A 24,903-nucleotide genomic window follows, 5' to 3' on the forward strand; every position below is an offset into this window, starting at 1 on the left:
CGGAAATTAAAAACAAATAACATGAAAAAAGCAATTCAATATACAATACTACTGTTATCCTTTCTCCTAATAAGCTGTGAAGAAGTCATTGACGTAAATTTAGATACTGATTCTCCAAGACTAGTTATAGAAGCATCCATCAACTGGCTTAAAGGAACCTCTGGAAATGTGCAAAAAATAAAATTAACGACTACAACAGGTTATTTCAACTCTGTAATTCCCGTCGTATCTGGCGCAACTATATTTATTACAAACAGCTCCAACACCCAATTTAATTTTATCGAAACCCCTGCTACCGGAGTATACATTTGTAGTAATTTCATTCCTGTAATCAATGAGACCTATACCCTAACTGTAGTACATAATGGAGCTACCTATACCGCTACAGAAAAATTAAAATCAGTATCCCCAATTTCTGAAATCGTTCAAAATAACGAAGGTGGATTTACCGGAAAAAATATTGAAATCAAAACTTATTATACTGATCCAGCAAACGAAACTAATTACTATCTGTACCAATACAATTATTCAAATCAAACAAAGAAAAATTATTATGCCGATGAAGACACTTTCTTTCAAGGCAACAAATTTTTCAGTATTTCACAAAATGACGATTTAAAGACAGGAGATGAGATCACTGTAAGTCATTACGGGATTTCTAAGGCCTATTATAATTACATCAACGTGATAGTAAGTATAGCTGGAGGTAATGGCGGTGGACCCTTTCAATCCCCACCTGCAACTGTTAGAGGAAATATTATCAATACCACAAATACAACTAATTACCCACTAGGCTATTTTGCCGTGAGTGAAGCGGACACACGAACCTACGTAATACAGTAGTTGCCTTTATTAGATTTTGATTAACTTTGCAAAACTAAAATTCGTTTGTCTTTCAATCTAATTTTAAAGTTTAAAAACAAAACCGAAATCTACTCTCTCAAATGTCCTCACACCACATCGTTCGCGACGACCAAGAACCCGCATTAATAATAGCTAACGGCGCTTCTTGCGATCCAGAGTTACTCGGACAATTATTAGAATGGTCACCATTAGTGATTGTGCTTGATTCTGCGATGGAAAGAGTAATGAAATTGGATATAAAAGTTGATGTCTTATTAGGGGATTTTGACCGAGATTTTGACGCTGAATATTACAAAAAATCTCAGTTTCCTATTGAAATAGTACATACCCCAGACCAAAGCAAAACAGATCTGGAAAAAGCATTTGATTACTTGTACGAAAGAAAAATTCCTGCGGTAAACGTTGTTTGGGCAACCGGAAAACGTACGGATCACACGATAACAAACCTTACAAATATTGTTCGCTATCGCGAAAAATTAAAAATTGTAATTCTGGACGACCATTCAAAAGTTTTTTTACTATCCAAAAGATTCGAAAAGTGGTACACTGCAAATACACCTATTTCACTAATTCCAATAGGACATGTAACTGGCATCCATTCTGAAAATTTATTTTATCCTTTGCAAAATGACACTTTAACCATTGGTTATCGTACAGGTAGCAGCAACCACGTAGTAAAAGATGGCATTGTGATTATAGAACATGACGCTGGAGATTTATTGATGATGGAATGCAGTGATTAATTTATAATTCCAGAAAATTAAAAACAAATCTTTAGTAAATTACTAAAGCAATACTTTTTTACATAACTTGCTACAAATCTTGATTTTAAAAGAAATCTGCATATTTGCCTTGAAATAAAAAAAATGACACCTAAAAAGAATACTGAAAAAACAAATTTACACCCAAGAAATCAGCACCGATTTCGCTACGATTTTAAACTTTTAATAGAAAACTGCCCAGAATTAAATGCACATGTTTCTATTAACGAACACGATATTGAAACGATTGATTTTAGTGACCCTGAAGCTGTAAAAGCTTTAAATAACGCATTATTAGTCACCTATTACGATATTCAAAACTGGGATATTCCAGAAAACTATCTTTGCCCCCCCATTCCTGGAAGAGCAGACTACATTCATTATATCGCTGATTTACTAGCAGGCAGTAATAATGGCATAATCCCAAAAGGCAACTCAATTCAAGGTTTGGATATTGGTGTTGGCGCTAACTGCATTTACCCCATAATTGGTAATGTAGAATACGGCTGGAGTTTTGTAGGAACTGATATTGATGAAAAAGCGATTGAGAATTGCAGTAAAATAATTGAAGCCAATCCAAAATTAGTTGATTTTATAAGTCTGCAACAACAAACTGAAGCTCGTTTTATTTTTAAAAACATTATTACACCCGAAGATAAATTTGCGTTCACGATTTGTAATCCGCCTTTTCACAAATCACAGGAAGAAGCTACAAAAGGTTCTTTGCGAAAAGTGAATAATTTAGAATCTCGTGATTTTGCAAATAAAGCAACAAAGCCCGTTTTAAATTTTGGGGGACACAACGCAGAATTATGGTGTGAAGGTGGAGAGCTAGGCTTCATTACACAAATGATATATGAAAGTGCTAAATACCCTATGCAATGTTTTTGGTTCACTACTTTAGTGTCAAAACAATCCCATCTATCTAGTATATATAAAACATTGAACAAGGTCAATGTTGTGGAAATAAAAACGATTGATATGGCTCAAGGCCAAAAAACAAGCCGCATAATCGCGTGGACCTTCTTGAGTGAAGCGCAACAAAAACAATGGAAGTTTGAACCGTTAAATTAAACGGTCAAAATATGTAAATACCCTGCGTATCCCAAAAAATACGTTTAAAACGACAAGCCCTTTTTTTATTTAAAAAAGGGCTTGTCGTTTTTTAAATAAAAAATAAATCCTGAGCCTTTATTCTCTAAAAATCAACATAATTCCATCACTAAAAATAGTTAGAAAAAAAATTAATATAGCACTAAAATAACATGAAAACAGACAAACATTCAATAATGCGTAACGAAAACAACATTAAACTACTGTTTTGTTATTAATTAACATTTAAATAACATATTGATTTTTTTAGTTGTAATTTTGGATAATCAAATTAAACAAACTAAACCATGAAACAACTATTACTTATTTTAACCCTAATTTTTTCGGCAGGATTGACTGCCCAAGAGATTAAAGTGTCAGGAGTCGTTACTGACGGTACAAAAGCACCTTTACCAGGTACATCAATTTTGGTTAAGGGAACAACGAAAGGATCATCAACAGATGCTGATGGAAAATATGTAATATCTGCCGCTATCGGAGATATTTTACAATTTTCTTTTATAGGATTTGAAAGTAAAAGTGTAAAAGTTACTGGAAGCACAGTAAATGTATCTCTAGCTGAAAGTGGAGAAACACTGCAAGACGTAGTGATACTTGGTTCTCGTAGCGCACCTAGAACAGTTACAGAATCTGCTGTACCAATTGATGTGATTAGCATGAAAGAAATTTCTTCTCAAGGTGCACAAGTAAATTTAAATCAAATTTTGAACATGGTAGCCCCATCGTTCACTTCAAATACTGCAACTGTAGCTGATGGAACGGATCACATTGACCCTGCTCAATTAAGAGGTTTAGGACCAGATCAAGTTTTAGTTTTAGTTAACGGAAAAAGAAGACATACCTCTTCATTAGTAAACATAAATGGATCTCCGGGAAGAGGATCTGTAGGAACGGATTTGAATGCTATACCGGCTTTTGCCATCGAAAAAATCGAGGTTTTAAGAGATGGAGCATCAGCTCAATACGGTTCTGATGCGATTGCAGGTGTTATCAATATCAATGTAAAAAAAGCAACTAATAAATTTGATATTGCCCTTTTTGCGGGAAGCCAATTTTCAAAAGGAGCAAATGATCACAGAGGTGGTAACGATGGAAATAATGCTCAGATAGACATGAACTACGGTACAAGTTTGGGTAAAGAAAAAAGTTTCATTAACGCCACTGCAAGTTTTCAATTAAGAGGGCAAACAGGTAGAGCTAAAGATGCTACAGGTAATCTATTCAGTGCATTTAATGCTGTTGAACAAAGAGCTGCTGAAGCAGGAACTAACATTAATGCGTTATTTGGTAATATAAATAACACCCCAAATTCTACTCAAATACTTGGTCTTATTAAGACTTATGCTCCACAAGTAGGATATTTTACAGCTGGTCAACAAACTGCAATATTGGGTGCGACATCTATTTCACAAATGCAAACTGCTTTAAATTTTGACGCGACAGCGGGAGAATTAGCATATAGAAAATTAGAAAGAAGTGCTTTCAATATGAAAGTAGGTCAATCTTCACTACAAAGCGCTCAATTCTTTTTAAATGGGGCTTATCCAATTAACGAAAATCTTGAAGTATACGCTTTTGGAGGTACTAGTTACAGAGAAGGTGAAGCTGCAGGTTTTTATAGAAGACCAAATCAGTCAAGAGCTTACACTGCTTTATATCCAAATGGTTTCTTACCTGAAATACACTCTACAATTAATGATGTTTCAGCAGCAGCTGGACTTAGAGGAAAAATATTTGAAAGCTGGAATTTTGATTTAAGTAACACTTATGGTCAAAATACCTTCGATTATACTATCGAAAACACATTAAATGCTACCTTAAGAGAAAAATCTCCTACAGAATTTGATGCTGGAGGATTAGGATTTTCTCAAAACACAACCAATTTTGATGTAAGTAGAAAATTTGATAAATTAAATGTAGCATTCGGAGGAGAATACAGACATGAAAATTTTAAAATAAATCAAGGACAACCAGAATCTTACAACACCTACGATATTAACGGAGGTATTGTTACTGGAACAACAGCTGCTAACATAAAAGTAACTGATTTTTACGGATCTGTTAGACCTGGATCATCTCAAGTTTTCCCAGGGTTCAAGCCTGTGAATGCTGTTGACAAAGGAAGAAATAGTGCCGCTGTATATGCAGATTTAGAATATGACGTAACTGAAAAATGGTTGATTAACGGTGCCCTTCGTTACGAGAACTATTCTGATTTTGGAGGAACTACAAACTATAAATTAGCTTCTCGTTACAAACTAACAGACAATATCAATCTACGTGGAGCAATTTCTACAGGATTTAGAGCTCCTTCATTACACCAAATCTACTTTAATTCTACTGCTACTCAATTCGTAGGTGGAGTGCCATTTGAAGTAGGAACATTCAGTAATGATTCGCCAGCAGCTAAATTATTAGGAATTCCTCAATTGAAACAAGAAGAGTCTCAAAGTGCAAGTATTGGTTTTACCGCTAAAATTCCAGAAGCAAAACTTACTTTAACTGCAGATGCTTACATCGTAAATATTGATGACAGAGTAGTACTTACTGATCAGTTTTCTAGACCAGGTGGAACTCCTGCTGCTGGAACTCCTGCTGCTCAACTGAACGCTTTGTTTGATTCTGCAAATGCTACTGCAGCAACATTCTTTGCAAATGCGATTGACACTAGATCAAAAGGTATTGATGTTGTTATTAGCCATAAAGCTACCGTAGGAAACGGATTGACTTTAAAAACTGATTTGTCTGGAACTATTTCTAACACAAAAAGAGTAGGAGACATTCATGGTTCGCCAATATTAGAAGCTAACGGACAAGTTAACAAATACTATTCTGAGACTAGTAGAATCTATTTAGAAGAAGCCGTGCCAAGAGTAAAAGCAAATTTAACGAATTCACTTTCTGTAAATAAATTTGATTTCTTCTTGAGAAACGTATATTTTGGTGAAGTTACTGACCCAAATACAGTTGATGTAAATGGAGATGGAAGAATTGAAGGTGCTCTAATTAACGGACAAGTAGTGGAAACTGAACATCCAGTTTGGGGAGGAAAAGTTATAACAGACTTATCTGTTGCATATAATTTTTCTAAATCTGCAAAAGTTGTTATAGGTGCAAATAATATTTTTGATATTTATCCAGATACTAATTATGGACCAACGACTGCAATTAGACCTAGATTAGTAAACGGTGCAATTGATTATACTGCTGCTCCATCAACAGTAGATTTATCAAATTCAAACCAATTTACTTATTCAAGAAATGTTTCTCAATTTGGACAAAACGGAAGATTCATTTTTGCTAGACTAAGTTTCAGCTTATAGTAAAACAATGATTTTATATTAAAAACCATCATGCTTAGCATGGTGGTTTTTTTTTGGTTTTAACTTTCGATTAGAATGATTATAAACTTTGTAACTTTGCAGCTATAAAACATTGCCTCTTATACAAATGAATTTCCAAGTAGTATCCGATTACCAGCCCAAAGGCGACCAGCCACAAGCCATTGAAAAATTAACTCAAGGTATTATTGACGGTGAAAAATTCCAAAATTTACTCGGAGTTACCGGTTCTGGTAAAACATTTACTGTGGCTAATGTTATTCAAGAAGTACAAAGACCCACATTAGTTTTGGCACATAATAAAACGTTGGCGGCTCAACTGTATTCTGAATTCAAGCAATTCTTTCCAAACAATGCAGTAGAGTATTTTGTATCCTATTACGATTACTATCAGCCGGAAGCTTTTATGCCTGTTACGGGAGTTTTTATTGAGAAGGATTTATCCATCAATGAAGAACTGGAAAAAATGAGAATGTCAACAACTGCCTCGTTGCTTTCTGGGCGAAGAGATATTTTGGTAGTTGCCTCGGTTTCTTGTTTGTATGGTATTGGAAATCCTGTTGAGTTTCAGAAAAACTTAATTCCAATTGAGAAAGGCCAAATAATTTCGAGAACTAAATTATTACATCAACTGGTACAAAGCTTATACTCCAGAACAGAAGCTGATTTCAATCCCGGAAGTTTCAGGATAAAAGGAGATACGGTAGATGTTTATCCTAGTTATGCTGATGAAGCCTATAGAATTCATTTCTTTGGTGATGAAATTGAAGAGATCGAAAGTTTCGATACAAAAAATTCTAAAGTTCTTGAAAAATTTGAAAAACTGACGATTTACCCAGCCAATATGTTCGTGACTTCTCCAGATGTACTGCAAGGTGCTATTTGGGAAATTCAACAAGATCTAGTCAAACAAGTCGACTACTTCAAAGAAATAGGAAAACACTTAGAAGCAAAACGATTAGAAGAGCGTACTAATTTTGATTTAGAAATGATTCGAGAACTGGGCTATTGCTCTGGAATTGAAAACTATTCCCGTTATCTAGATGGAAGGCTACCCGGAACAAGACCGTTCTGTTTGTTAGATTATTTTCCTAAAGACTATTTAATGGTGGTGGACGAAAGCCACGTAACCCTTTCTCAAGTTAGCGCTATGTATGGCGGAGACAGAAGCCGAAAAGAAAATTTAGTAGAATATGGTTTCAGACTTCCCGCTGCTATGGATAATCGTCCGTTGAAGTTTGAGGAATTTGAAGCGATGCAAAACCAGGTCATTTACGTTTCGGCAACTCCAGCGGATTACGAATTGCAAAAAACAGATGGTGTTGTAGTAGAACAGGTTATTAGACCAACAGGATTATTAGATCCCGTAATTGAAATTCGACCAAGTTTAAATCAAATAGATGATTTAATTGAGGAAATTCATGCGCGTAGTGAAGTTGACGAAAGAGTTCTAGTAACTACTCTAACCAAAAGAATGGCAGAGGAATTAGCCAAATATCTTACAAAGGTTACTATTCGTTGTCGCTATATTCACTCGGATATCGATACTTTAGAGCGAATTGAAATCATGCAAGACTTAAGAAAAGGAATGTTTGATGTTTTAATTGGGGTAAACTTACTTCGTGAAGGATTAGATTTACCAGAAGTATCGCTTGTGGCCATTTTAGATGCCGACAAAGAGGGATTTCTACGTAGTCATCGTTCGCTTACGCAAACTATCGGTAGAGCTGCTAGAAACCTCAATGGGAAAGCAATTATGTATGCGGACAAAATTACTGCCAGTATGCAAAAAACAATTGACGAAACTAATTACCGTAGAACCAAACAAATTAATTTCAACACAGAGAACAACCAAGTCCCTCAAGCACTAAACAAAAAAATAGAAAGTGCTTTTACTAAGAATCCTTTAGCGGATTATGAATTAGGGCTCTCTTTAAATGCGGCTGCCGAACCAGAAACAGAATATTTATCAAAAGCAGAAGTGGAAAAGCGCATTCGTGAAAAACGAAAATCAATGGAAAAAGCAGCCAAAGATTTGGACTTTATGCAAGCTGCTAAATTGCGTGATGATATCAAAAAATTACAAGAACAACTAACCTAGCTGCGTTCTTCTTTAAAAATTCTCAATAATACATCTGTTGGAATAGTTGTACTGGGAGATTTTTCTATTTTTTTCAACACCCGTTTGGCAGCCTCAGGATTCAACCCCATACGTATTGCAATTTGTTTAATCGCTGTAGCCTCTTTGCCCTGTGCAATAGCATCACTATGCATTAATAGCGCCAATCTATAAAATTGTTGAATCCTTCGAGACTCATTCTTTAAAGACAACACTGGTAATTCTTGATGAACTAAATCATTGAACCCTCCTTTTTCGATATTCAATTCATTGGCAATAAAAAATAAAAATTCATATTCTTTTTTATTCAAATGACCGTCAACCGTTGAAAAAGCAATCATATCTAGAAGTAAGTTCTTTTTATCTTCGTACATGTTCATCAAGTTATTAATTTTAGCTAAAATATAGCTTTTATAATTAAAACCCTAAAACCAGCAGGGATTCAACAATTTATCCTAATTATATTATTTTTTTGACAACAGCATAAGTTTTTGTTTCGAATATAAAGGATCAAAGTAAACTCTCATTAGAAAAAGCAAAAGCCTAGTAAAATCAATATAGATTATCCATTTTTTTATAAAGACTTGCCTCAACTTCCGAATAGAAATTAATAAGGGGGAAACAAAAAAAGAGAACCACAATTGGTTCTCTTTTTTACTATTTATCTAAAATAAGGATTAATCATCATAGCGATCATCGTGATCTCTTCCTTTATATTTTTTGTCTTTATGCCATTTCCCATGATGTTTTTTACCTTCACATCTTCTTTCATCATACCATCTATCATCATCATAATCTGTATTATCAACGTATATGACACGCTCTTCGCGATGTTCAACAGTCCTCCTTTGTGGTTCATATCCACGCTCATAATGACCCGAGATAACAATTGACGGCAATCCAATATTTACACCCACTGAAACTTGCGCATTTATCGCACTTGATGCAAAAAAGGTAATACCTAATATTGCGAGTAGTTTTATATTTTTCATTTTTTCAAAATTTTAATTATTAGCTATTTGGTTAAAGCCAATAACTGTGCCAGTTAATGATTCTTAGCAATGTAAGAATTCCAAAAACAAACAAAAATCCGACTAAAAACAAATATTAACTACTCAATATCAACTATTTAAACATTACACTAGCAAGCCAAAAAAGAAATTAAATTCAATAGTTTAAAAAATAGAATTCGAACTAAATCAAACTAACAAGTAGATCAAGCTCTATAGATTGACTAATTTACTTCTTAGAATTAGCCGCCTATATAGATAAAAGACTCCTGATTTAAATAGCAATCAAAATCAAATTATAAAAATAATCACTATTTTTAGCTACGAAATTACTTCTAAATCAAAAATTACCTTAATGACCAAACGACTCTTCCTTCTTCTTGCACTATTTTTTGCACTAACTAACACAATAGCTCAAGAAAGCACTGCTTCAAAACAAGTTTCTACCTTTATGATTGAAGCTCCACAATTACAAACAACAAAAAAAATATGGGTTTACCTTCCAAAGGATTATGAAAACTCAAAGAAAAAATATTCAGTTATCTATATGCATGACGCCCAGAATTTATTTGACGCAAAAACTTCCTATGCAGGGGAATGGAATGTTGACGAAAAACTGGACAGTATTAATGCACAACTAATTGTTATTGGAATCGAGCATGGTAATGAAAAACGAATGGAAGAACTAACTCCCTTTAAAAACGAAAAATACGGCGGAGGAAATGCCGATGCTTATCTTGAGTTTATTGTCAAAACATTAAAACCACAAATTGATCAAAAGTACAGAACCAAGATAAAAAAGAAAAACACCTTAATAATGGGTAGTTCTCTTGGCGGCTTAGTCTCTTTTTACGCTATTTTAAAATACCCAAAAGTGTTCGGAAAAGCGGGAGTTTTCAGTCCTTCATTTTGGTTCTCAGATAAAATATATGATGTCGCCGAAAACACAAAAAAAATAAAAAGTAAAATATATTTCATGTGTGGTGACAATGAAAGTGAAGATATGGTATCAGACCTAAATAAAATGGAATATCTCATAAATACAAAGCGCTGTTACTGCTTGAACTTGAATCAAAAGAGAATTATTAGTGGAGGCCAACACAACGAAAAATTATGGCGTGATGGATTTACAAAAGCCATTCTTTGGTTGGGATATTAACTAATTCATTATATTTATAGACTGTTTTCAGAACTGAATTACATAAAAATTCACATCCTTAATAAATTATGGAATTAATAATAAGAGCATACGACCTTAAATTAAAACATACGTTTACGATTTCAAGAGAATCGATCGATTTCCAACCTTCGTTAATTGTCGAATTAAAAAGCGGTGAATTTTCAGGTTTTGGTGAAGCCACTTCAAATCCATATTACAATACGACTGTACCCGTAATGGCGGAAGATTTGAACAAAATTCGCAGCATTATTGAAGCCAGTGAAGGTGATACCCCTGAGGATTTTTGGAATAAAATGCATTTCCACTTAAAAGACGATATGTTTGCGCTATGCGCTTTGGACATGGCATACAATGATTTGTACGCTCGAAAAAAAGGAAAAAAACTATATGAATATTGGAACTATACAACAGAGAACAATCCATTGACCGATTACACCATCGGGATTGCTTCCATAGATAAAATGGTTTCTAAAATGAAGGAGTTGCCTTGGCCCATTTACAAAATAAAACTAGGAACAAAAGAAGACATTGCTATAGTAACGGAACTGAGAAAACATACGAATTCGATTTTTAGAATTGATGCTAACTGCGGATGGGGAGTTGAGGAGACAATCAATAACTCAATTGAACTAAAGAAACTTGGTGTCGAATTCCTAGAGCAACCTATGAAAGCAGATAATTGGGAAGGACATAAGGACGTTTTCAAACATTCTGTTCTCCCAATAATAGCCGATGAAAGCTGTATCATCGAAGAAGATGTCGCAAAATGCCACAATCATTTTCATGGCGTAAATATCAAATTAGTAAAATGCGGCGGATTAACTCCTGCCAGACGTATGATTCAAGAAGCAAAACAACTGGGTTTGAAAACAATGGTAGGATGCATGACGGAATCGTCAGTGGGAATTTCAGCCATTGCACATTTGTTACCACAATTGGATTATGTTGACATGGACGGCGCACTATTGCTTGCGGAAGACATAGCAAATGGCGTCACCATCAAAGACGGAAAAATTATCTATTCTGAATTAAACGGTACTGGTGTTGTTTTAAAATAATTACAAATGAAAATCAATCAGTTTCCAGACAGAATAATTGACGTTGAAGGGGAAAGTTATTTATACTTTGGCGGAACAGCCTATTTAGGAATGCCTGCCAATACAGATTTTCAGCAGCTGATTGTTAAAAACATACTACGTTGGGGCTCCGCTTATGGAAGTTCCAGAAATTCAAATATACAACTTACTGCATACCAAAAAGGAGAACAATTTCTAATGGACTATATTCATGCACAAGCTACAGTTACTGTTTCCTCAGGAATGCTCGCCGCAAAATTAGTAATTGAAGAACTTGCCCCTCATACAGATGTCTTCTTTCACTTTCCTAATACTCATACTGCCTTAAAAGTAGCCAACAGCGTACCGTTTTTTATCGAAAACGACTTAAATCCGCGCCTTTTAGACAGTACAATTGAACGGATAACGATTCTGACTGATGCCGTTACTACTTTTCAGATAAAAGGAGTTGATTTAGCTCCTATCGATTTGATTGCATCAAATAAGGAAGTTACTTTGGTCATTGACGAATCCCATTCTTTAGGAGTTTTAGGAAATAACGGATGTGGAATTTTTTCTACTATCCATCATAAAAATATCAAACGAAAAATAATGGTCGCATCGCTAGGAAAAGCAATGGGGGTTACCGGCGGTGTTATTGCATCTGATAAATATTTTATTAACCAAATAATGAATAGCCCCTCATTTGTTTCAAGTGCAGGAATGAGTCCTGCGCTGATTGAAGCACTAGGAGAAGCGGAAACAATCTATAAAAGCCAACATATAAAGCTAAAAAACAATCTTAAATACATTGACAGCGTATTAGTAAAAAATGAAGCTTTCGCATTTAACCCTGAATATCCTGTCATCTATCCCGAAATAGAAGGAATTAACGAACTCTTAAAGGCCCGTAACATTATTGTAACTAACTTTAAATATCCTACCGATGGTAAAGATCTGAATAGGATCATATTTACAGCTAATCACACAGAAGATGATTTAAACAAAATCATTAGCATTCTAAACCAATACCAATTCTGAACCTAAAATTACGACCACTTACTTTTTAAACGTACCTTTGTAAAAAATATAGAATATGATGACAAATAACGATATCTTCAAAAAACTACGCGTTGCCTTAATGTTGCGTGATGATCAAATAGTTGAAATATTGGAATTAGTAGACTTTAGAATTACTAAATCAGAATTAGGTGCTTTTTTCCGTGATGAAAAACATGAAAATTATATGGAATGTGGCGACCAAGTGTTGCGTAATTTCCTGAATGCTTTAGTTATCCATTTACGTGGAACTAAGGAAAACCCTAAAAATCCGAATGATGTTTTAGCAAAACATAAAGCACAAATACCTGCAAAGGAAGGATCTAAAGACAGACCCGAATTTAAAGCAAAACCAAGAGACGAAGAAAAGTCAAGAGGTGACGAAGCTCCTTCGAAAACAAAATCTGCGACAAAAAAACCGTCTAAAAAAGATTACCCTAAAGGAAATTCAAAAACGCAAGTAGTAGAAAAGGTAAAATACAATTTCGGAAAAAATAAAAAATAACTCGATTTTGAAAACTGCATTAATTATTGGTAGCACAGGCTTAATTGGTTCGGAATTATTGGATACTCTTTTAGAAAGTCCAGCCTACGATAAAGTCATTACTTTTGTAAAAAGAGATACTGGAAAGACACATGCCAAATTAACACAACATATTATAGATTTTGATAAGCCGGAAAGCTATCAAAATTTAGTTGTTGGTGATGATTTTTTCTGTACCATTGGTACTACTATCAAAAAAGCGGGAAGCAAAGAAGCTTTCAGGAAGGTAGATTTCGTGTATCCGCAGCAGTTTGCCAACTTTGCTTTGAAAAGTAACGTCAAACAATTTCTGACTATTTCATCCCTCGGTGCTGATAAAGCTTCTGGGAATTTTTATCTGAAGACTAAAGGAGAAATAGAAGACTTTTTGAAAAATTCGAATTTTGAAAGTGTCGCAATTTTGAGACCTTCTTTACTTCTAGGAGATCGTAAAGAGTTTCGACTCGGAGAAAAACTAGGTGCTGTTTTTATGAAAATATTTTCTTTTATATTTATTGGAAGTATAAAAAAATACAAACCCATAGAAAGTGACACCGTAGCAAAAGCCCTTTTTAGAATTGCACAAAAAAATAAAAAAGGTTTTGACATATACGAATCTGATGAACTCCAACAAATCGGAAACTAATAAAAACAAAAAATCCTATTTACTATTGCAAATAGGATTTTTTTGTACATTTATTTTATTGTAAAATATTTTAGCTACCTAAATATGAAACCATTACTAACCCTTGTATTACTATTCATTACGATACTATTTTTTGGACAAAATAATACAACTAAAGGAGCAGCTATGTTTCTTGATTCGGCTTTAATTTCTGCAGAAACAATGAAATACATCGATCCTAACGAAATAGACTCTATAAATATTATTAAAAATGACACAATAATTAATAGCAACCATTATGTTGGACAGATTCATATTACTTTCAAAAATCCAAAAAAGTATACGTTTATAAATTTAGAGCAAGTTAAATCTGAATTTACCAAAATCAAAAGTACAGATGTTATTTATATGGTAAATGGAGCCTTTATTAGAGATAATAACGAAGCGTTCAAAATAGATAAAAACTATATTTTAAAAGTCGAAATCACCAATTCAAACGAGTTTTATAATTTAAGAAATAGTCCAACCCGATTTGACATCATTAATATCTTGGTGAAAACAAAAGAAAATTTAGACAATGAAAATAAGATTCTATTAAGAGGCTATAAAGCAATTGGCTCTAAATAGATTTAAAAAACAAAAAATCCTGAGCTTTCACTCAGGATTTTTTAATATATATAACTTTTTCTAATTAAGAAAGAGCTGCTTTTACTTGATCAGCTGCTTCTTGAAATTCAACAGCAGATAAGATTGGCATTCCTGAATTATCAATTAATTCTTTTGCAATTGCTGCGTTAGTACCTTGTAAACGAACAATGATTGGCACTTTAATAGCATCTCCCATATTTTTGTAAGCATCAACAACTCCTTGTGCCACACGGTCACAACGAACGATTCCTCCAAAAATATTAATTAAAATTGCTTTTACGTTAGGATCTTTTAAGATAATACGGAAAGCAGTCTCAACACGTTTTGCATCAGCAGTTCCACCTACGTCAAGGAAGTTTGCAGGCTCAAAACCAGCATACTTAATTAAATCCATAGTTGCCATTGCTAATCCAGCTCCGTTAACCATACATCCAACTGTACCGTCAAGATCTACATAGTTTAATCCTACTTCTTTTGCTTCTACTTCGATTGGATTTTCTTCAAGAATATCGCGCATCTCAGCATAAGCTTTTTGTCTGTACAAAGCATTATCGTCAATATTCACTTTAGCATCTACAGCTAAAATTTTATTGTCAGATGTTTTTAAAACTGGGTTGATTTCAAACATTGATGCATCAGAACCAATATATGCTTTATATAAAGCATCGATGAATTTTACCATTTCTTTAAAAGCATTTCCAGAAAGACCTAAGTTAAAAGCAATTCTTCTTGCTTGAAAACCTTGAAGTCCAACAGAAGGGTCAACTTCTTCAGTAAAAATTAAATCTGGAGTATGTTCTGCTACTTCTTCAATATCCATTCCACCTTCAGTAGAATACATGATCATATTACGACCAGTTGCTCTATTCAATAAAACAGATACATAAAATTCCGAAGTTTCACTTTCACCAGGATAATAAACATCTTCAGCAACTAAAACCTTGTGTACTTTTTTACCTTCTGCAGAAGTTTGAGGCGTAACCAATTGCATTCCAATAATTTGACTTGAAATCTCTTCTACTTGTTGTAAGTTTTTGGCAAGTTTTACTCCCCCACCTTTTCCACGTCCACCTGCATGAACTTGTGCTTTAATTACAAACCAACTTGTTCCTGTTTCAGTAGTTAATTGTTTTGCAGCAGCAACAGCTTCAACTGCATTATTAGCAACGATACCACGCTGAATGCGAACTCCGTAACTAGCTAAAATCTCTTTTCCTTGATATTCGTGTATGTTCATAATATAGAATTTGTCTGGATCCTGAATTTATTTCAGAATATAAGTGGCACAAAAATAGCAAAATTCATCTTAACAGAAAAATCTTTTCCCTATTTAAATTTCTTATATTACAAGTTAAACAATAAATTTAAAATAACACGAAAATTTAAATTTCAAGAAAAGTAAAAGTCTATTAAAACATTGGAGTAAAAGTTACTATAACGTTTGAAATTAAATCCGTAAATTTGATGATACCCATTATATATCTTAATATATCGTCATTACAACTAAATCAGGCTGTCGATTTTGTAATTCACATACGGTTAAATATGATTATTATCATTTATTAAACGTTATTATAATTTTACTGCAAAAATAACCCGTTTTAACTACATACGCTACATTATATTTAATGAAATCTCTATTTTTGTATAAAAAAAATTATAAAGCATGAAAATTAAAGAACAAGGCCTTTATTTGCCTGAATTTGAACATGACAACTGTGGCGCAGGATTTATTTGTAATTTAAATGGAATTAAATCTAATGACATTATTCATAAAGCACTCGATATCTTAATAAAATTAGAGCATCGTGGTGCAGTGAGTGCAGATGGACGAACTGGAGATGGAGCGGGAATTCTTTTTGACATTCCTCATGATTTTTTTAAAAAAGTATGTGACTTCACTATTCCAGAAACGAGAGAATATGCAGTGGGAATGGTTTTCTTACCAAAAAAGAAAAACCAAGTTGATTTTTGCAAATCTACATTTGAAACTGCCATACGCAATCAAAATTTGAATATAATCGGATGGAGAGATGTTCCTGTGGATGTATCCAACCTTGGACAAATAGCAGCCGAAAAAGAACCAACAGTAAAACAAATATTTATTGGTAAGAATGGTTTGGAACTAACCGAACAACAATTCAACGCCAAATTATTTGCAGCCAGAAAAATAGCCGAACACACTATCCTGAATTCTAAGATTTCAGAAAGTCATATGTTCTATTTCTCCAGTCTCTCTACTACTACTATAATATATAAAGGACTATTGATGCCGGAAGACATCAGTAGATACTATACTGATTTAACTGATGATGATTTAGTCACTAGATTAGCTTTAGTTCATCAACGATTTTCTACTAATACATTTCCTTCTTGGGAATTGGCACAGCCATTTAGATACATGTGTCATAATGGAGAAATCAATACCCTTCGTGGAAATGTAAGCAGAATGCGTGCCCGTGAAGAATTGATGAAAAGTGATGTATTTGGCGATGATATCAAAAAATTGTTCCCTATAATACTAGACGGAAAATCAGATTCTGCTTCTATGGATATGGTTGTCGAACTTTTATTAATGACAGGGCGTTCATTACCGGAAGTTATGATGATGGTCGTTCCTGAAGCATGGGAAAAACATCAAACCATGTCTGATGATAAAAAAGCCTTTTACGAGTACAATGCTTGCATTATGGAGCCTTGGGATGGCCCTGCTTCTATTCCATTTACGGATGGAAATGTAATTGGAGCACTTCTTGACAGAAACGGCTTGCGCCCTTCTCGTTACACCCTTACAAAAGAGGGATTTGTAATCATGGCATCTGAAATAGGTGTTCTGGATATAAAACCAGAAGATGTAGTTCAACATGGCCGCTTAGAGCCTGGAAAAATGTTCCTAGTTGACATGAATGCTGGTCGAATTATTGAAGATGATGAGATTAAGAATGCAATTGTAACAAAACGTCCTTACAGAAAGTGGTTAGATGAAAATTTACTGCATTTATCTCAAGTACCTTATACTAATAATAGCACTCCTACTGAAAATATAGATTTTGAAACTAGATTGCGTTTGTTTGGATATACTATTGAGGATTTAAAAACGGTAATAAACCCAATGGGGTCTAAAGGGACTGAAGTAATTAGTTCAATGGGGAACGACACTCCATTAGCTGTATTATCTGATAGACCGCAACTTTTATATAATTATTTCAAACAATTATTTGCTCAGGTTACCAATCCACCATTGGATGGAATTCGTGAAGAAATTATTACGGATGTTAGTTTAGCAATTGGTGGAGATTTTAACATCTTTGACATTGACCCAAAACATTGCAAGAAATTAAAAATTCAGAATCCAGTAATTTCAAAAGAAGATCTAGATAAAATAAGAAACATTGACCATCCAGATTTCAAGTCAGCATCTATCTCTACCTTATATGAAATAGAAAAAGGAGCAAATGGACTAGAGCGTGCATTGGAAAAATGTGTTCAAGCAACTTTTAAAGCAGTACAAGAAGGGCACAACATCATTATCCTTTCTGATAGAGGCGTTAGTGAAAAAATGGCCCCAATACCGATGCTATTAGCTTGTTCATATATCCATCATTCGATGAATATTTTAAAAGTACGTTCTAAATTCGGAATCATTATTGAATCTGCAGAACCTCGTGAACCCCATCATTTCGCCTTGTTATTTGGATACGGTGCAAGTGCTATAAACCCTTATTTGGTAAATGAAATTATTCGTGATCAAGTAGACAAAGGTTTCATAACAGGAATAGAACCAGATTATGCCATTGCAAATTACAATAAAGCAATTGCAAAAGGGATTCTAAAAATCATGAATAAAATTGGTATCTCTACCTTACATTCCTATAGAGCTGCTCAAATTTTTGAAATTCTAGGTTTAAACAAAACTTTTAGCTCAAAATATTTTCCATACACCCCTTCTAGAATCGAAGGAATCGGTTTGATGGAAATTGAAAAAGAGGTTAAAAAAAGATACCAAAAAGCATTTCCTAATTCGAAAGTTGCCAGCTTATTATCTCTAGAAATTGGAGGTATCTACAGATGGAGAAGAACCGGAGAAAAACATATGTTTAACCCTACTACTATTGCTAAACTGCAACAAGCAGTACGTTTAAACAGTCCAGAAAGTTATAAAGAATACTCCACTATGGTCAACGACCAAAGTAAAAACCTAATGACAATTAGAGGGTTATTTGAATTTAACAACTTGGATCCTATTTCAATTGACGAAGTAGAGCCTTGGACAGAAATTGTAAAAAAATTCAAAACTGGAGCCATGTCTTATGGATCGATCAGTCAGGAAGCCCATGAAAACTTGGCAATTGCCATGAATAGAATCGGTGGAAAAAGTAATTCTGGAGAAGGTGGAGAAGATCCTAAACGTTTCCAAAAAGAATTAAATGGAGATTCAAAAAATAGTGCGATTAAGCAAGTTGCCTCTGGACGTTTTGGTGTATCTATCAATTATTTGACAAGTGCCAAAGAAATCCAAATTAAAATGGCACAAGGTGCTAAACCGGGAGAAGGTGGACAACTACCTGGTGAAAAAGTAGTGCCGTGGATTGCAAAGGTTAGAAATTCAACTCCATATGTAGGATTAATTTCTCCTCCTCCACATCACGATATTTACTCTATTGAGGATTTATCACAATTGATATTTGATTTAAAAAATGCCAATCGTGAAGCCCGTGTAAATGTTAAGTTAGTTTCTGAAGTAGGGGTTGGAACAATCGCTGCCGGTGTTGCAAAAGCAAAAGCAGATGTGATTTTGATTTCAGGTTACGACGGAGGAACTGGTGCTGCACCATTAACTTCATTACAACATACAGGTATTCCTTGGGAACTTGGACTTGCCGAAGCACAACAAACTTTAATTCTAAATGACTTAAGAAGTCGTGTAGTATTAGAATGTGACGGACAGTTAAAAACAGGACGTGATGTAGCCATCGCTGCTTTACTCGGAGCGGAAGAATTTGGTTTCGCCACTGCTCCCCTAGTTGCTTCAGGTTGTATAATGATGAGAGCTTGTCATTTGAACACTTGTCCAGTAGGAATTGCAACTCAGGATCCTGAACTAAGAAAAAACTTCAAAGGAACGCCAGAACACATCATCAACTTCATGTATTTTATTGCTGAAGAATTGAGAGAAATCATGGCTCAATTAGGGTTTAGAACGCTAAAAGAAATGGTAGGGCAATCACAAAAACTGAATGTCAACAAAGCCATTAAGCATTATAAAGCAAGTGGTTTAGATTTGTCTACAATTTTGTACAAACCTGAGAAAGCCAAAACTGTACCGAATCATAATACAACAACTCAAGACCACGCATTAGATAATGTTCTGGATTTTGAAATTATAAAGGCCGCGATTCCTTCTATTTATAGAAAAGAAAAAACTAGGGTTACGTTTGATATTAAAAATACGGACCGTTCCGTTGGTGCCATCCTGAGTAATGAAATTTCAAAAATATATGGTGCACAAGGATTACCCGAGGACACCATACTAGTAGATTTTACAGGTTCTGCGGGACAAAGTTTTGGTGCTTTTGCAACTAATGGGTTGTCATTTAAAATTCATGGAAATTGTAATGATTATTTAGGTAAAGGTCTTTCAGGAGGAAAATTAATTATCAAAGTCCCTCCTACTGCAACGTTTAAACCAGAAGAAAACATAATTATTGGTAACGTAGCATTGTATGGTGCTATTACTGGTGAGGCATATATAAACGGTATGGCTGGAGAACGTTTTGGTGTAAGAAATTCTGGAGCAACAGCAGTTGTAGAAGGAATTGGAGATCATGGATGTGAATACATGACCGGAGGTACTGTAGTGGTATTAGGTAAAACAGGAAGAAATTTTGCTGCTGGTATGAGTGGTGGTGTTGCTTATGTTTTTGATGAGAAAAAACAATTCGAAAATGGATTGTGCAATATGGAAATGGTAGCCTTAGAAAATTTGGAAGAAGATGACTTGATAATACTGAGACGTTTAATCAAAAATCATTCGATGTATACTAACAGTCCATTGGCGACAAGAATATTGGAAGATTGGGAAAGCCAACAGAAACATTTCATCAAAGTAATGCCAAAAGATTACAAAATAGCATTACAACGATTAGCAGAAGAAAAGAAAATTGAAGAACTAATAGCATAGTCATGGGAAAGATAGGTGGATTTAAAGAATACAATAGAACTGACGAAAGTAATGTAGAAGTAAAGGAACGTGTATCAAATTATAGTGAGTTCACTATTCCTTTAGCAAAAGATAAAATTAAAGAACAAGGATCAAGATGTATGGACTGTGGAATTCCATTTTGCCATAGTGCGTGTCCATTAGGAAATTTGATTCCTGACTTTAATGATATGGTACATCAAGAAGAATGGCAAAGTGCTTTAGAGATTTTACAATCAACAAATAACTTTCCAGAATTTACAGGTCGCTTATGCCCCGCCCCATGTGAAAAATCATGTGTGCTGGGAATCATCGAAGAGCCTGTAGCAATCGAAAATATTGAAAAAAACATAATAGAACGAGGATTTGCAGAGGGATGGATAAAACCACAAACGCCAGCCGTAAGAACAGGTAAAACAGTAGCTGTAATAGGTTCTGGACCTGCAGGATTAGCAGCGGCTCAACAATTAAACAGAGCGGGGCACACTGTAACTGTTTTCGAAAGAGATAATGCTATCGGGGGATTATTAAGATATGGAATTCCAAACTTTAAATTAGAAAAAGGAATTATTGACCGACGCGTACTAATACTAGAAGCAGAAGGAATTGTTTTTAAAACTAATGTAAATGTTGGTGTAAACTATAGTGTAGAACAACTGAATGAATTTGACTCAATTGTACTATGCGGGGGATCTACAGCAAGTAGAAGTCTGCCTACAAAAGGGATTGAAAGCGCGGGTGTAGTTCAAGCTATGACATTCTTGACACAACAAACAAAATCGCTATACGGAGAAGTAATTCCAAATCAAATACTAGCTACTGGCAAGGACGTAATTGTTATTGGTGGTGGAGATACGGGTTCTGACTGCGTAGGAACTTCTAACAGACAAGGAGCTAAATCGGTTACCAATTTTGAAATCATGCCTAAACCACCCGTAGGAAGAAGCGAGACAACACCTTGGCCTTTCTGGCCTTTGCAATTAAAAACATCTTCTTCACATGAAGAGGGTTGTGACAGAAATTGGTTGATCAATACCAAAGAATTTATTTCTAATGAAAAAGGAGAATTGGTAGGATTAAAAACTGTAGAAGTAGCCTGGAAAATGACACCAGGACAAAGACCTGAATTAATCGAAAAAGAAGGTTCTGAGAAAACGTGGCCTTGTGATTTGGCTTTATTGGCACTTGGTTTCACTGGTCCTGAAAAAACATTAAGTGATCAATTGGGTTTAGAAACAGATATGCGTAGCAATTATAAAGCAACAAATTATCAAACAAATGTACCGCACATTTTCACAGCTGGTGATATGAGAAGAGGACAATCATTAATCGTTTGGGCCATCTCAGAAGGTCGTGAGGCGGCGAGAGAAGTTGATAACTATTTGATGGGATATACAAATTTACCAACGAAGGGAAATGGAGATTTACCTAGTTTATAAATCATAATAACACTAAAAAATGGCTGTCAGAATAGACTGCACCCAATAGTTTAGACAAATTTATAATTAATTTTGATAAAAATGAGCTCGGTATTGTATCGGGCTCATTTTGTTTAAATTTGATTTAATTCTTTCGTTATTATAGTATAATATATACTCTTTGATTTCTTGTTTTAACTGATTTATCGAATTATATTTTTTAAGATAAAACAATTCAGATTTTAGTATTCCAAAGAAGTTTTCAATGATTGCATTATCTAAGCAATTTCCCTTTCTTGACATACTTTGTTTAATTCCTTTTTCTTTTAACAATTGTTGATATTGTCGCATTTGATATTGCCATCCCTGGTCGGAGTGTAAGGTTAAACTCGTATTGTTAGGTATTGTTTTAAATGCTTTTTCTAACATTACTTTTACTTGATCAAACACAGGTCGTTCCTTTAATTCGTAGCTAATTATCTCTTGATTAAACAAATCTATAATTGGAGATAAATACAACTTTTTACCTGAGACATTAAATTCGGTAATATCGGTTGCCCATTTCTGGTTCGGTGCTGCTGCTTTAAAATTTCTTTGTAATAAATTAGGAGCTATTTTCCCTTGTTCTCCTTTGTATGATTTGTATTTTTTAACTCTAATAAGACTTTTTAATCCTAGAGATTTCATTAACCTTAAAATAGTTTTATGATTTATTATTACTCCTTGATTGTTGAGTTCGTCGGTAATTCTTCTATAACCGTAGCGACCTTTGTGTTTGTGGTAAATATGTTTTATAAACTCTTTGATTTCAAAATATTTATCAATCAATTTACTTCGTTTTTCATAATAATAAAAACTACTTCGTGCTATATTCGTTTGATTTAAAAGTAAATTCAAATCATACTTATGCCTTAATTCCATTATGGCTTGCGCTTTTTGGCTCGCTCTTCGGCTTGAATTAAGGCATGGAACTTTTTTAGTAAATCATTCTCACAACGTAGAAATTCTATTTCTTGCAATAGCTTTTCTACTTTAGTTAATGGTTTGTCAGACTTTCGTTTTTTACGTTTAGAATCACTCATACTCATGGGTCTGCCTCTTGGCTTTGGTTTTAATCCTTCAAAACCAAAGTTAATAAAATCTTTTTTCCATTTTAAAATAATAGCAGCATCAGGAATATTAAATTTTACACAACTATCCAGAAGTGATAAAGATTCTTTCTGGATGGAATGCAATACCTTGAATTTAAAATCAGAACTATAACTACGATTCTTTCTCGGTACTAAACCATTTTCACCATATTGAGTGTAGAATCTTACCCATTTTTCAATATTTGACTTGGTAACAATCTTTTTATTAGCTACAGATTCATAAGAATAATGCTCTTTGATAACTAATTCTACACATTCAAGTTTAAATGCATAATCATACTTGACTTTTCTTTCCATAAAAATACCCCCAAATAGTGTCTAACTTTTTGGGGGCAGTGTAGAATAGTTTTTCCGACAGCCATTTTTATTTGGGGGTGACCATGCCTCCACTAGCGTTCCTGCTTGGTCGGGCTATCCGCTACAAGTCCTCGTCGATTTCGCAAAAGCTTCAGCAACTGTGGGCTTTTCGCTACTATCCCTCACCCAAAAAAGAACAACACTACTAAAAATATACGCATTTGTTTAATTTGTAACTTTTTGTTACAAATTGTTAAAAATTAAATATTCCCTTGTCATATCAATAAAGAATAATAAATTTGCTAAAAAATAATAACGATGCAATCAAAAGATCTACTTCAATTAGCCGAGCAATTTGGAAGTCCAATATACGTTTACGATGCCGAAAAAATAAAATCACAATACAATAGATTAACTAAAGCATTTTCTAAAGTAGAGAATCTGCGTATAAATTACGCAATGAAAGCATTGTCTAATGTAGCCATCCTTCAATTACTAAAAGAAATGGGATCTGGTTTAGATACGGTATCTATACAAGAAGTTCTATTAGGACTTCATGCCGGATATGATCCAGAAAAAATATTTTATACGCCAAACGGAGTATCTCTTGAAGAAATTGAGGAAGTACATGCCTTGGGTGTTCAAATCAATATTGATAATTTATCGATATTAGAGCAATTTGGAGCTAAACACCCTAATGTACCCGTATGCATCCGTATCAACCCGCACGTAATGGCAGGTGGAAACACCAATATTTCTGTTGGACATATCGATAGTAAATTTGGAATATCAATCCATCAGTTGCCTCATTTAGTTCGAATTGTTGAAAATACAAAAATGAACATCGTAGGTATTCACATGCATACAGGTTCAGATATTTTAGATATCGAAGTATTCTTATATGCTGCCGAAATATTATTTGATGCTGCCAAAAATTTCAAAAACCTTGAATTCTTAGATTTCGGAAGTGGATTTAAAGTACCATATAAAAAAGACGATATCGAAACCGATATTGAAGAGTTAGGTAAAAAACTATCGAAAAGATTCAACGCTTTCTGCGTTGAATACGGTAAAGATTTAACTTTAATATTCGAACCAGGTAAATTCTTAGTGAGTGAAGCAGGATCATTCTTAGTAAAAGTTAATGTAATAAAACAAACTACCTCTACTGTTTTTGCAGGAGTTGATAGTGGTTTCAACCATTTAATTCGTCCAATGTTATATGGCTCACAACACCATATTGATAACATCTCTAATCCAAAAGGAAAAGAGCGCTTCTACTCTGTTGTAGGATACATATGCGAGACAGATACTTTTGCAAACAACAGAAGGATTTCAGAAATTAAAGAAGGAGATATACTAAGTTTTAGAAATGCAGGTGCTTATTGCTATTCTATGGCATCTAATTACAACTCCAGATACAGACCAGCCGAAGTTTTATGGATGAATGGAAAAGGACATTTAATCCGTGCCCATGAAACCTTTGAAGATTTATTAAAAAATCAAATACCGTTGCCTGCAGAACTGGCAGCAGTTTAAA

19 protein-coding genes are annotated in these 24,903 nt (G+C 34.2%); 14 read left to right on the plus strand and 5 right to left on the minus strand.

Features of this window, described 5'->3' with window-relative positions:
* Nucleotides 1-21: 21 nt before the first annotated feature.
* The 5 genes from AAC069_RS07260 (at nt 22) to uvrB (ending at nt 8,180) form a co-directional block, all read left to right on the plus strand.
* Nucleotides 22-843, plus strand: a complete 822-nt coding sequence (locus AAC069_RS07260) for a DUF4249 family protein (RefSeq protein WP_339919807.1) — start codon at nt 22-24, stop codon at nt 841-843.
* A gap of 101 nt (nt 844-944) precedes the next feature.
* The gene (locus tag AAC069_RS07265) at nt 945-1,607 is read left to right on the plus strand and encodes a thiamine diphosphokinase (RefSeq protein ID WP_091090629.1); all 663 of its coding nucleotides are present in this window, start codon (nt 945-947) and stop codon (nt 1,605-1,607) included.
* 123 nt (nt 1,608-1,730) lie between these two features.
* Nucleotides 1,731-2,699, plus strand: a complete 969-nt coding sequence (rlmF, locus tag AAC069_RS07270; RefSeq protein WP_339919808.1) for a 23S rRNA (adenine(1618)-N(6))-methyltransferase RlmF — start codon at nt 1,731-1,733, stop codon at nt 2,697-2,699.
* Between the two features lie 326 nt (nt 2,700-3,025).
* A complete protein-coding gene (locus tag AAC069_RS07275; protein WP_339919809.1) occupies nt 3,026-6,061 on the plus strand; it encodes a TonB-dependent receptor in 3,036 nt (1,011 codons plus the stop codon).
* A 127-nt stretch (nt 6,062-6,188) separates the two neighbouring features.
* Entirely contained in the window at nt 6,189-8,180 is a 1,992-nt protein-coding gene (uvrB, locus tag AAC069_RS07280; RefSeq protein WP_339919810.1) for an excinuclease ABC subunit UvrB, read from the plus strand.
* Here the strand turns inward: uvrB and AAC069_RS07285 are convergent.
* Nucleotides 8,177-8,578 carry an excinuclease ABC subunit B gene (locus AAC069_RS07285; protein WP_339919811.1) on the minus strand — a complete coding sequence of 134 codons (402 nt, stop codon included), beginning with the start codon at nt 8,576-8,578 and terminating at the stop codon, nt 8,177-8,179. The genes uvrB and AAC069_RS07285 overlap by 4 nt on opposite strands.
* A 297-nt stretch (nt 8,579-8,875) precedes the next feature.
* Nucleotides 8,876-9,190 carry a hypothetical protein gene (locus AAC069_RS07290; protein WP_339919812.1) on the minus strand — a complete coding sequence of 105 codons (315 nt, stop codon included), beginning with the start codon at nt 9,188-9,190 and terminating at the stop codon, nt 8,876-8,878.
* 373 nt (nt 9,191-9,563) lie between these two features.
* Here AAC069_RS07290 and AAC069_RS07295 point away from each other — a divergent pair, with 373 nt between their 5' ends.
* From AAC069_RS07295 to AAC069_RS07320, 6 genes are all read left to right on the plus strand, one after another.
* Nucleotides 9,564-10,367 (plus strand): alpha/beta hydrolase-fold protein, encoded by an 804-nt coding sequence (locus AAC069_RS07295; protein WP_339919813.1) that lies wholly within the window; start codon nt 9,564-9,566, stop codon nt 10,365-10,367.
* A gap of 68 nt (nt 10,368-10,435) precedes the next feature.
* The gene (locus tag AAC069_RS07300; protein WP_339919814.1) at nt 10,436-11,446 is read left to right on the plus strand and encodes a dipeptide epimerase; all 1,011 of its coding nucleotides are present in this window, start codon (nt 10,436-10,438) and stop codon (nt 11,444-11,446) included.
* Nucleotides 11,447-11,452: 6 nt separating this feature from the next.
* Nucleotides 11,453-12,484 carry an aminotransferase class I/II-fold pyridoxal phosphate-dependent enzyme gene (locus tag AAC069_RS07305; protein ID WP_339919815.1) on the plus strand — a complete coding sequence of 344 codons (1,032 nt, stop codon included), beginning with the start codon at nt 11,453-11,455 and terminating at the stop codon, nt 12,482-12,484.
* Nucleotides 12,485-12,542: 58 nt separating this feature from the next.
* Nucleotides 12,543-13,007, plus strand: coding sequence for a DUF1456 family protein (locus tag AAC069_RS07310; RefSeq protein ID WP_339919842.1), 465 nt, complete (start codon nt 12,543-12,545; stop codon nt 13,005-13,007).
* Between the two features lie 7 nt (nt 13,008-13,014).
* Nucleotides 13,015-13,671: an oxidoreductase gene (locus AAC069_RS07315; protein WP_339919816.1), complete on the plus strand. Its 657-nt coding sequence runs from the start codon at nt 13,015-13,017 to the stop codon at nt 13,669-13,671.
* A gap of 84 nt (nt 13,672-13,755) precedes the next feature.
* Nucleotides 13,756-14,277 (plus strand): hypothetical protein, encoded by a 522-nt coding sequence (locus AAC069_RS07320; protein WP_339919817.1) that lies wholly within the window; start codon nt 13,756-13,758, stop codon nt 14,275-14,277.
* 64 nt (nt 14,278-14,341) lie between these two features.
* On the opposite strand, the gene sucC is transcribed toward AAC069_RS07320, so the two are convergent.
* Nucleotides 14,342-15,535, minus strand: coding sequence for an ADP-forming succinate--CoA ligase subunit beta (sucC, locus tag AAC069_RS07325; RefSeq protein ID WP_339919818.1), 1,194 nt, complete (start codon nt 15,533-15,535; stop codon nt 14,342-14,344).
* Nucleotides 15,536-15,964: 429 nt separating this feature from the next.
* Between sucC and gltB the strand changes: the two genes are divergently transcribed.
* Both gltB and AAC069_RS07335 read left to right on the plus strand, forming a co-directional pair.
* Nucleotides 15,965-20,479, plus strand: coding sequence for a glutamate synthase large subunit (gene gltB / locus AAC069_RS07330; protein ID WP_339919819.1), 4,515 nt, complete (start codon nt 15,965-15,967; stop codon nt 20,477-20,479).
* Between the two features lie 2 nt (nt 20,480-20,481).
* Entirely contained in the window at nt 20,482-21,936 is a 1,455-nt protein-coding gene (locus AAC069_RS07335; RefSeq protein ID WP_339919820.1) for a glutamate synthase subunit beta, read from the plus strand.
* 66 nt (nt 21,937-22,002) lie between these two features.
* Here AAC069_RS07335 and AAC069_RS07340 read toward each other — a convergent pair whose 3' ends face one another.
* Together AAC069_RS07340 and AAC069_RS07345 are read right to left on the minus strand one after the other, a co-directional pair.
* A complete protein-coding gene (locus AAC069_RS07340; protein ID WP_339919821.1) occupies nt 22,003-22,836 on the minus strand; it encodes an IS3 family transposase in 834 nt (277 codons plus the stop codon).
* The gene (locus AAC069_RS07345) at nt 22,836-23,363 is read right to left on the minus strand and encodes a transposase (protein WP_339919822.1); all 528 of its coding nucleotides are present in this window, start codon (nt 23,361-23,363) and stop codon (nt 22,836-22,838) included. The genes AAC069_RS07340 and AAC069_RS07345 overlap by 1 nt, the downstream gene beginning before the upstream one ends.
* A 318-nt stretch (nt 23,364-23,681) precedes the next feature.
* On the opposite strand from AAC069_RS07345, the gene lysA reads away from it, so the two are divergent.
* A complete protein-coding gene (lysA, locus tag AAC069_RS07350; RefSeq protein WP_339919823.1) occupies nt 23,682-24,902 on the plus strand; it encodes a diaminopimelate decarboxylase in 1,221 nt (406 codons plus the stop codon).
* Nucleotide 24,903: the final 1 nt, after the last annotated feature.

The sequence above is a fragment of the uncultured Flavobacterium sp. genome (assembly GCF_963974175.1).
Taxonomy (GTDB): Bacteria; Bacteroidota; Bacteroidia; order Flavobacteriales; family Flavobacteriaceae; genus Flavobacterium.

Excerpts from the sequence above, each read along its gene's own strand:
- AAC069_RS07345 (WP_339919822.1), bottom strand. The coding sequence starts at position 23,363 with ATGGAAAGAAAAGTCAAGTATGATTATGCATTTAAACTTGAATGTGTA.
- AAC069_RS07260 (WP_339919807.1), top strand. The coding sequence starts at position 22 with ATGAAAAAAGCAATTCAATATACAATACTACTGTTATCCTTTCTCCTA.
- lysA (WP_339919823.1), top strand. The coding sequence starts at position 23,682 with ATGCAATCAAAAGATCTACTTCAATTAGCCGAGCAATTTGGAAGTCCA.
- sucC (WP_339919818.1), bottom strand. The coding sequence starts at position 15,535 with ATGAACATACACGAATATCAAGGAAAAGAGATTTTAGCTAGTTACGGA.
- AAC069_RS07300 (WP_339919814.1), top strand. The coding sequence starts at position 10,436 with ATGGAATTAATAATAAGAGCATACGACCTTAAATTAAAACATACGTTT.
- AAC069_RS07340 (WP_339919821.1), bottom strand. The coding sequence starts at position 22,836 with ATGGAATTAAGGCATAAGTATGATTTGAATTTACTTTTAAATCAAACG.
- AAC069_RS07310 (WP_339919842.1), top strand. The coding sequence starts at position 12,543 with ATGACAAATAACGATATCTTCAAAAAACTACGCGTTGCCTTAATGTTG.
- gltB (WP_339919819.1), top strand. The coding sequence starts at position 15,965 with ATGAAAATTAAAGAACAAGGCCTTTATTTGCCTGAATTTGAACATGAC.
- AAC069_RS07275 (WP_339919809.1), top strand. The coding sequence starts at position 3,026 with ATGAAACAACTATTACTTATTTTAACCCTAATTTTTTCGGCAGGATTG.
- rlmF (WP_339919808.1), top strand. The coding sequence starts at position 1,731 with ATGACACCTAAAAAGAATACTGAAAAAACAAATTTACACCCAAGAAAT.
- AAC069_RS07320 (WP_339919817.1), top strand. The coding sequence starts at position 13,756 with ATGAAACCATTACTAACCCTTGTATTACTATTCATTACGATACTATTT.
- AAC069_RS07295 (WP_339919813.1), top strand. The coding sequence starts at position 9,564 with ATGACCAAACGACTCTTCCTTCTTCTTGCACTATTTTTTGCACTAACT.
- AAC069_RS07290 (WP_339919812.1), bottom strand. The coding sequence starts at position 9,190 with ATGAAAAATATAAAACTACTCGCAATATTAGGTATTACCTTTTTTGCA.
- AAC069_RS07265 (WP_091090629.1), top strand. The coding sequence starts at position 945 with ATGTCCTCACACCACATCGTTCGCGACGACCAAGAACCCGCATTAATA.
- AAC069_RS07285 (WP_339919811.1), bottom strand. The coding sequence starts at position 8,578 with ATGAACATGTACGAAGATAAAAAGAACTTACTTCTAGATATGATTGCT.
- AAC069_RS07335 (WP_339919820.1), top strand. The coding sequence starts at position 20,482 with ATGGGAAAGATAGGTGGATTTAAAGAATACAATAGAACTGACGAAAGT.
- uvrB (WP_339919810.1), top strand. The coding sequence starts at position 6,189 with ATGAATTTCCAAGTAGTATCCGATTACCAGCCCAAAGGCGACCAGCCA.
- AAC069_RS07305 (WP_339919815.1), top strand. The coding sequence starts at position 11,453 with ATGAAAATCAATCAGTTTCCAGACAGAATAATTGACGTTGAAGGGGAA.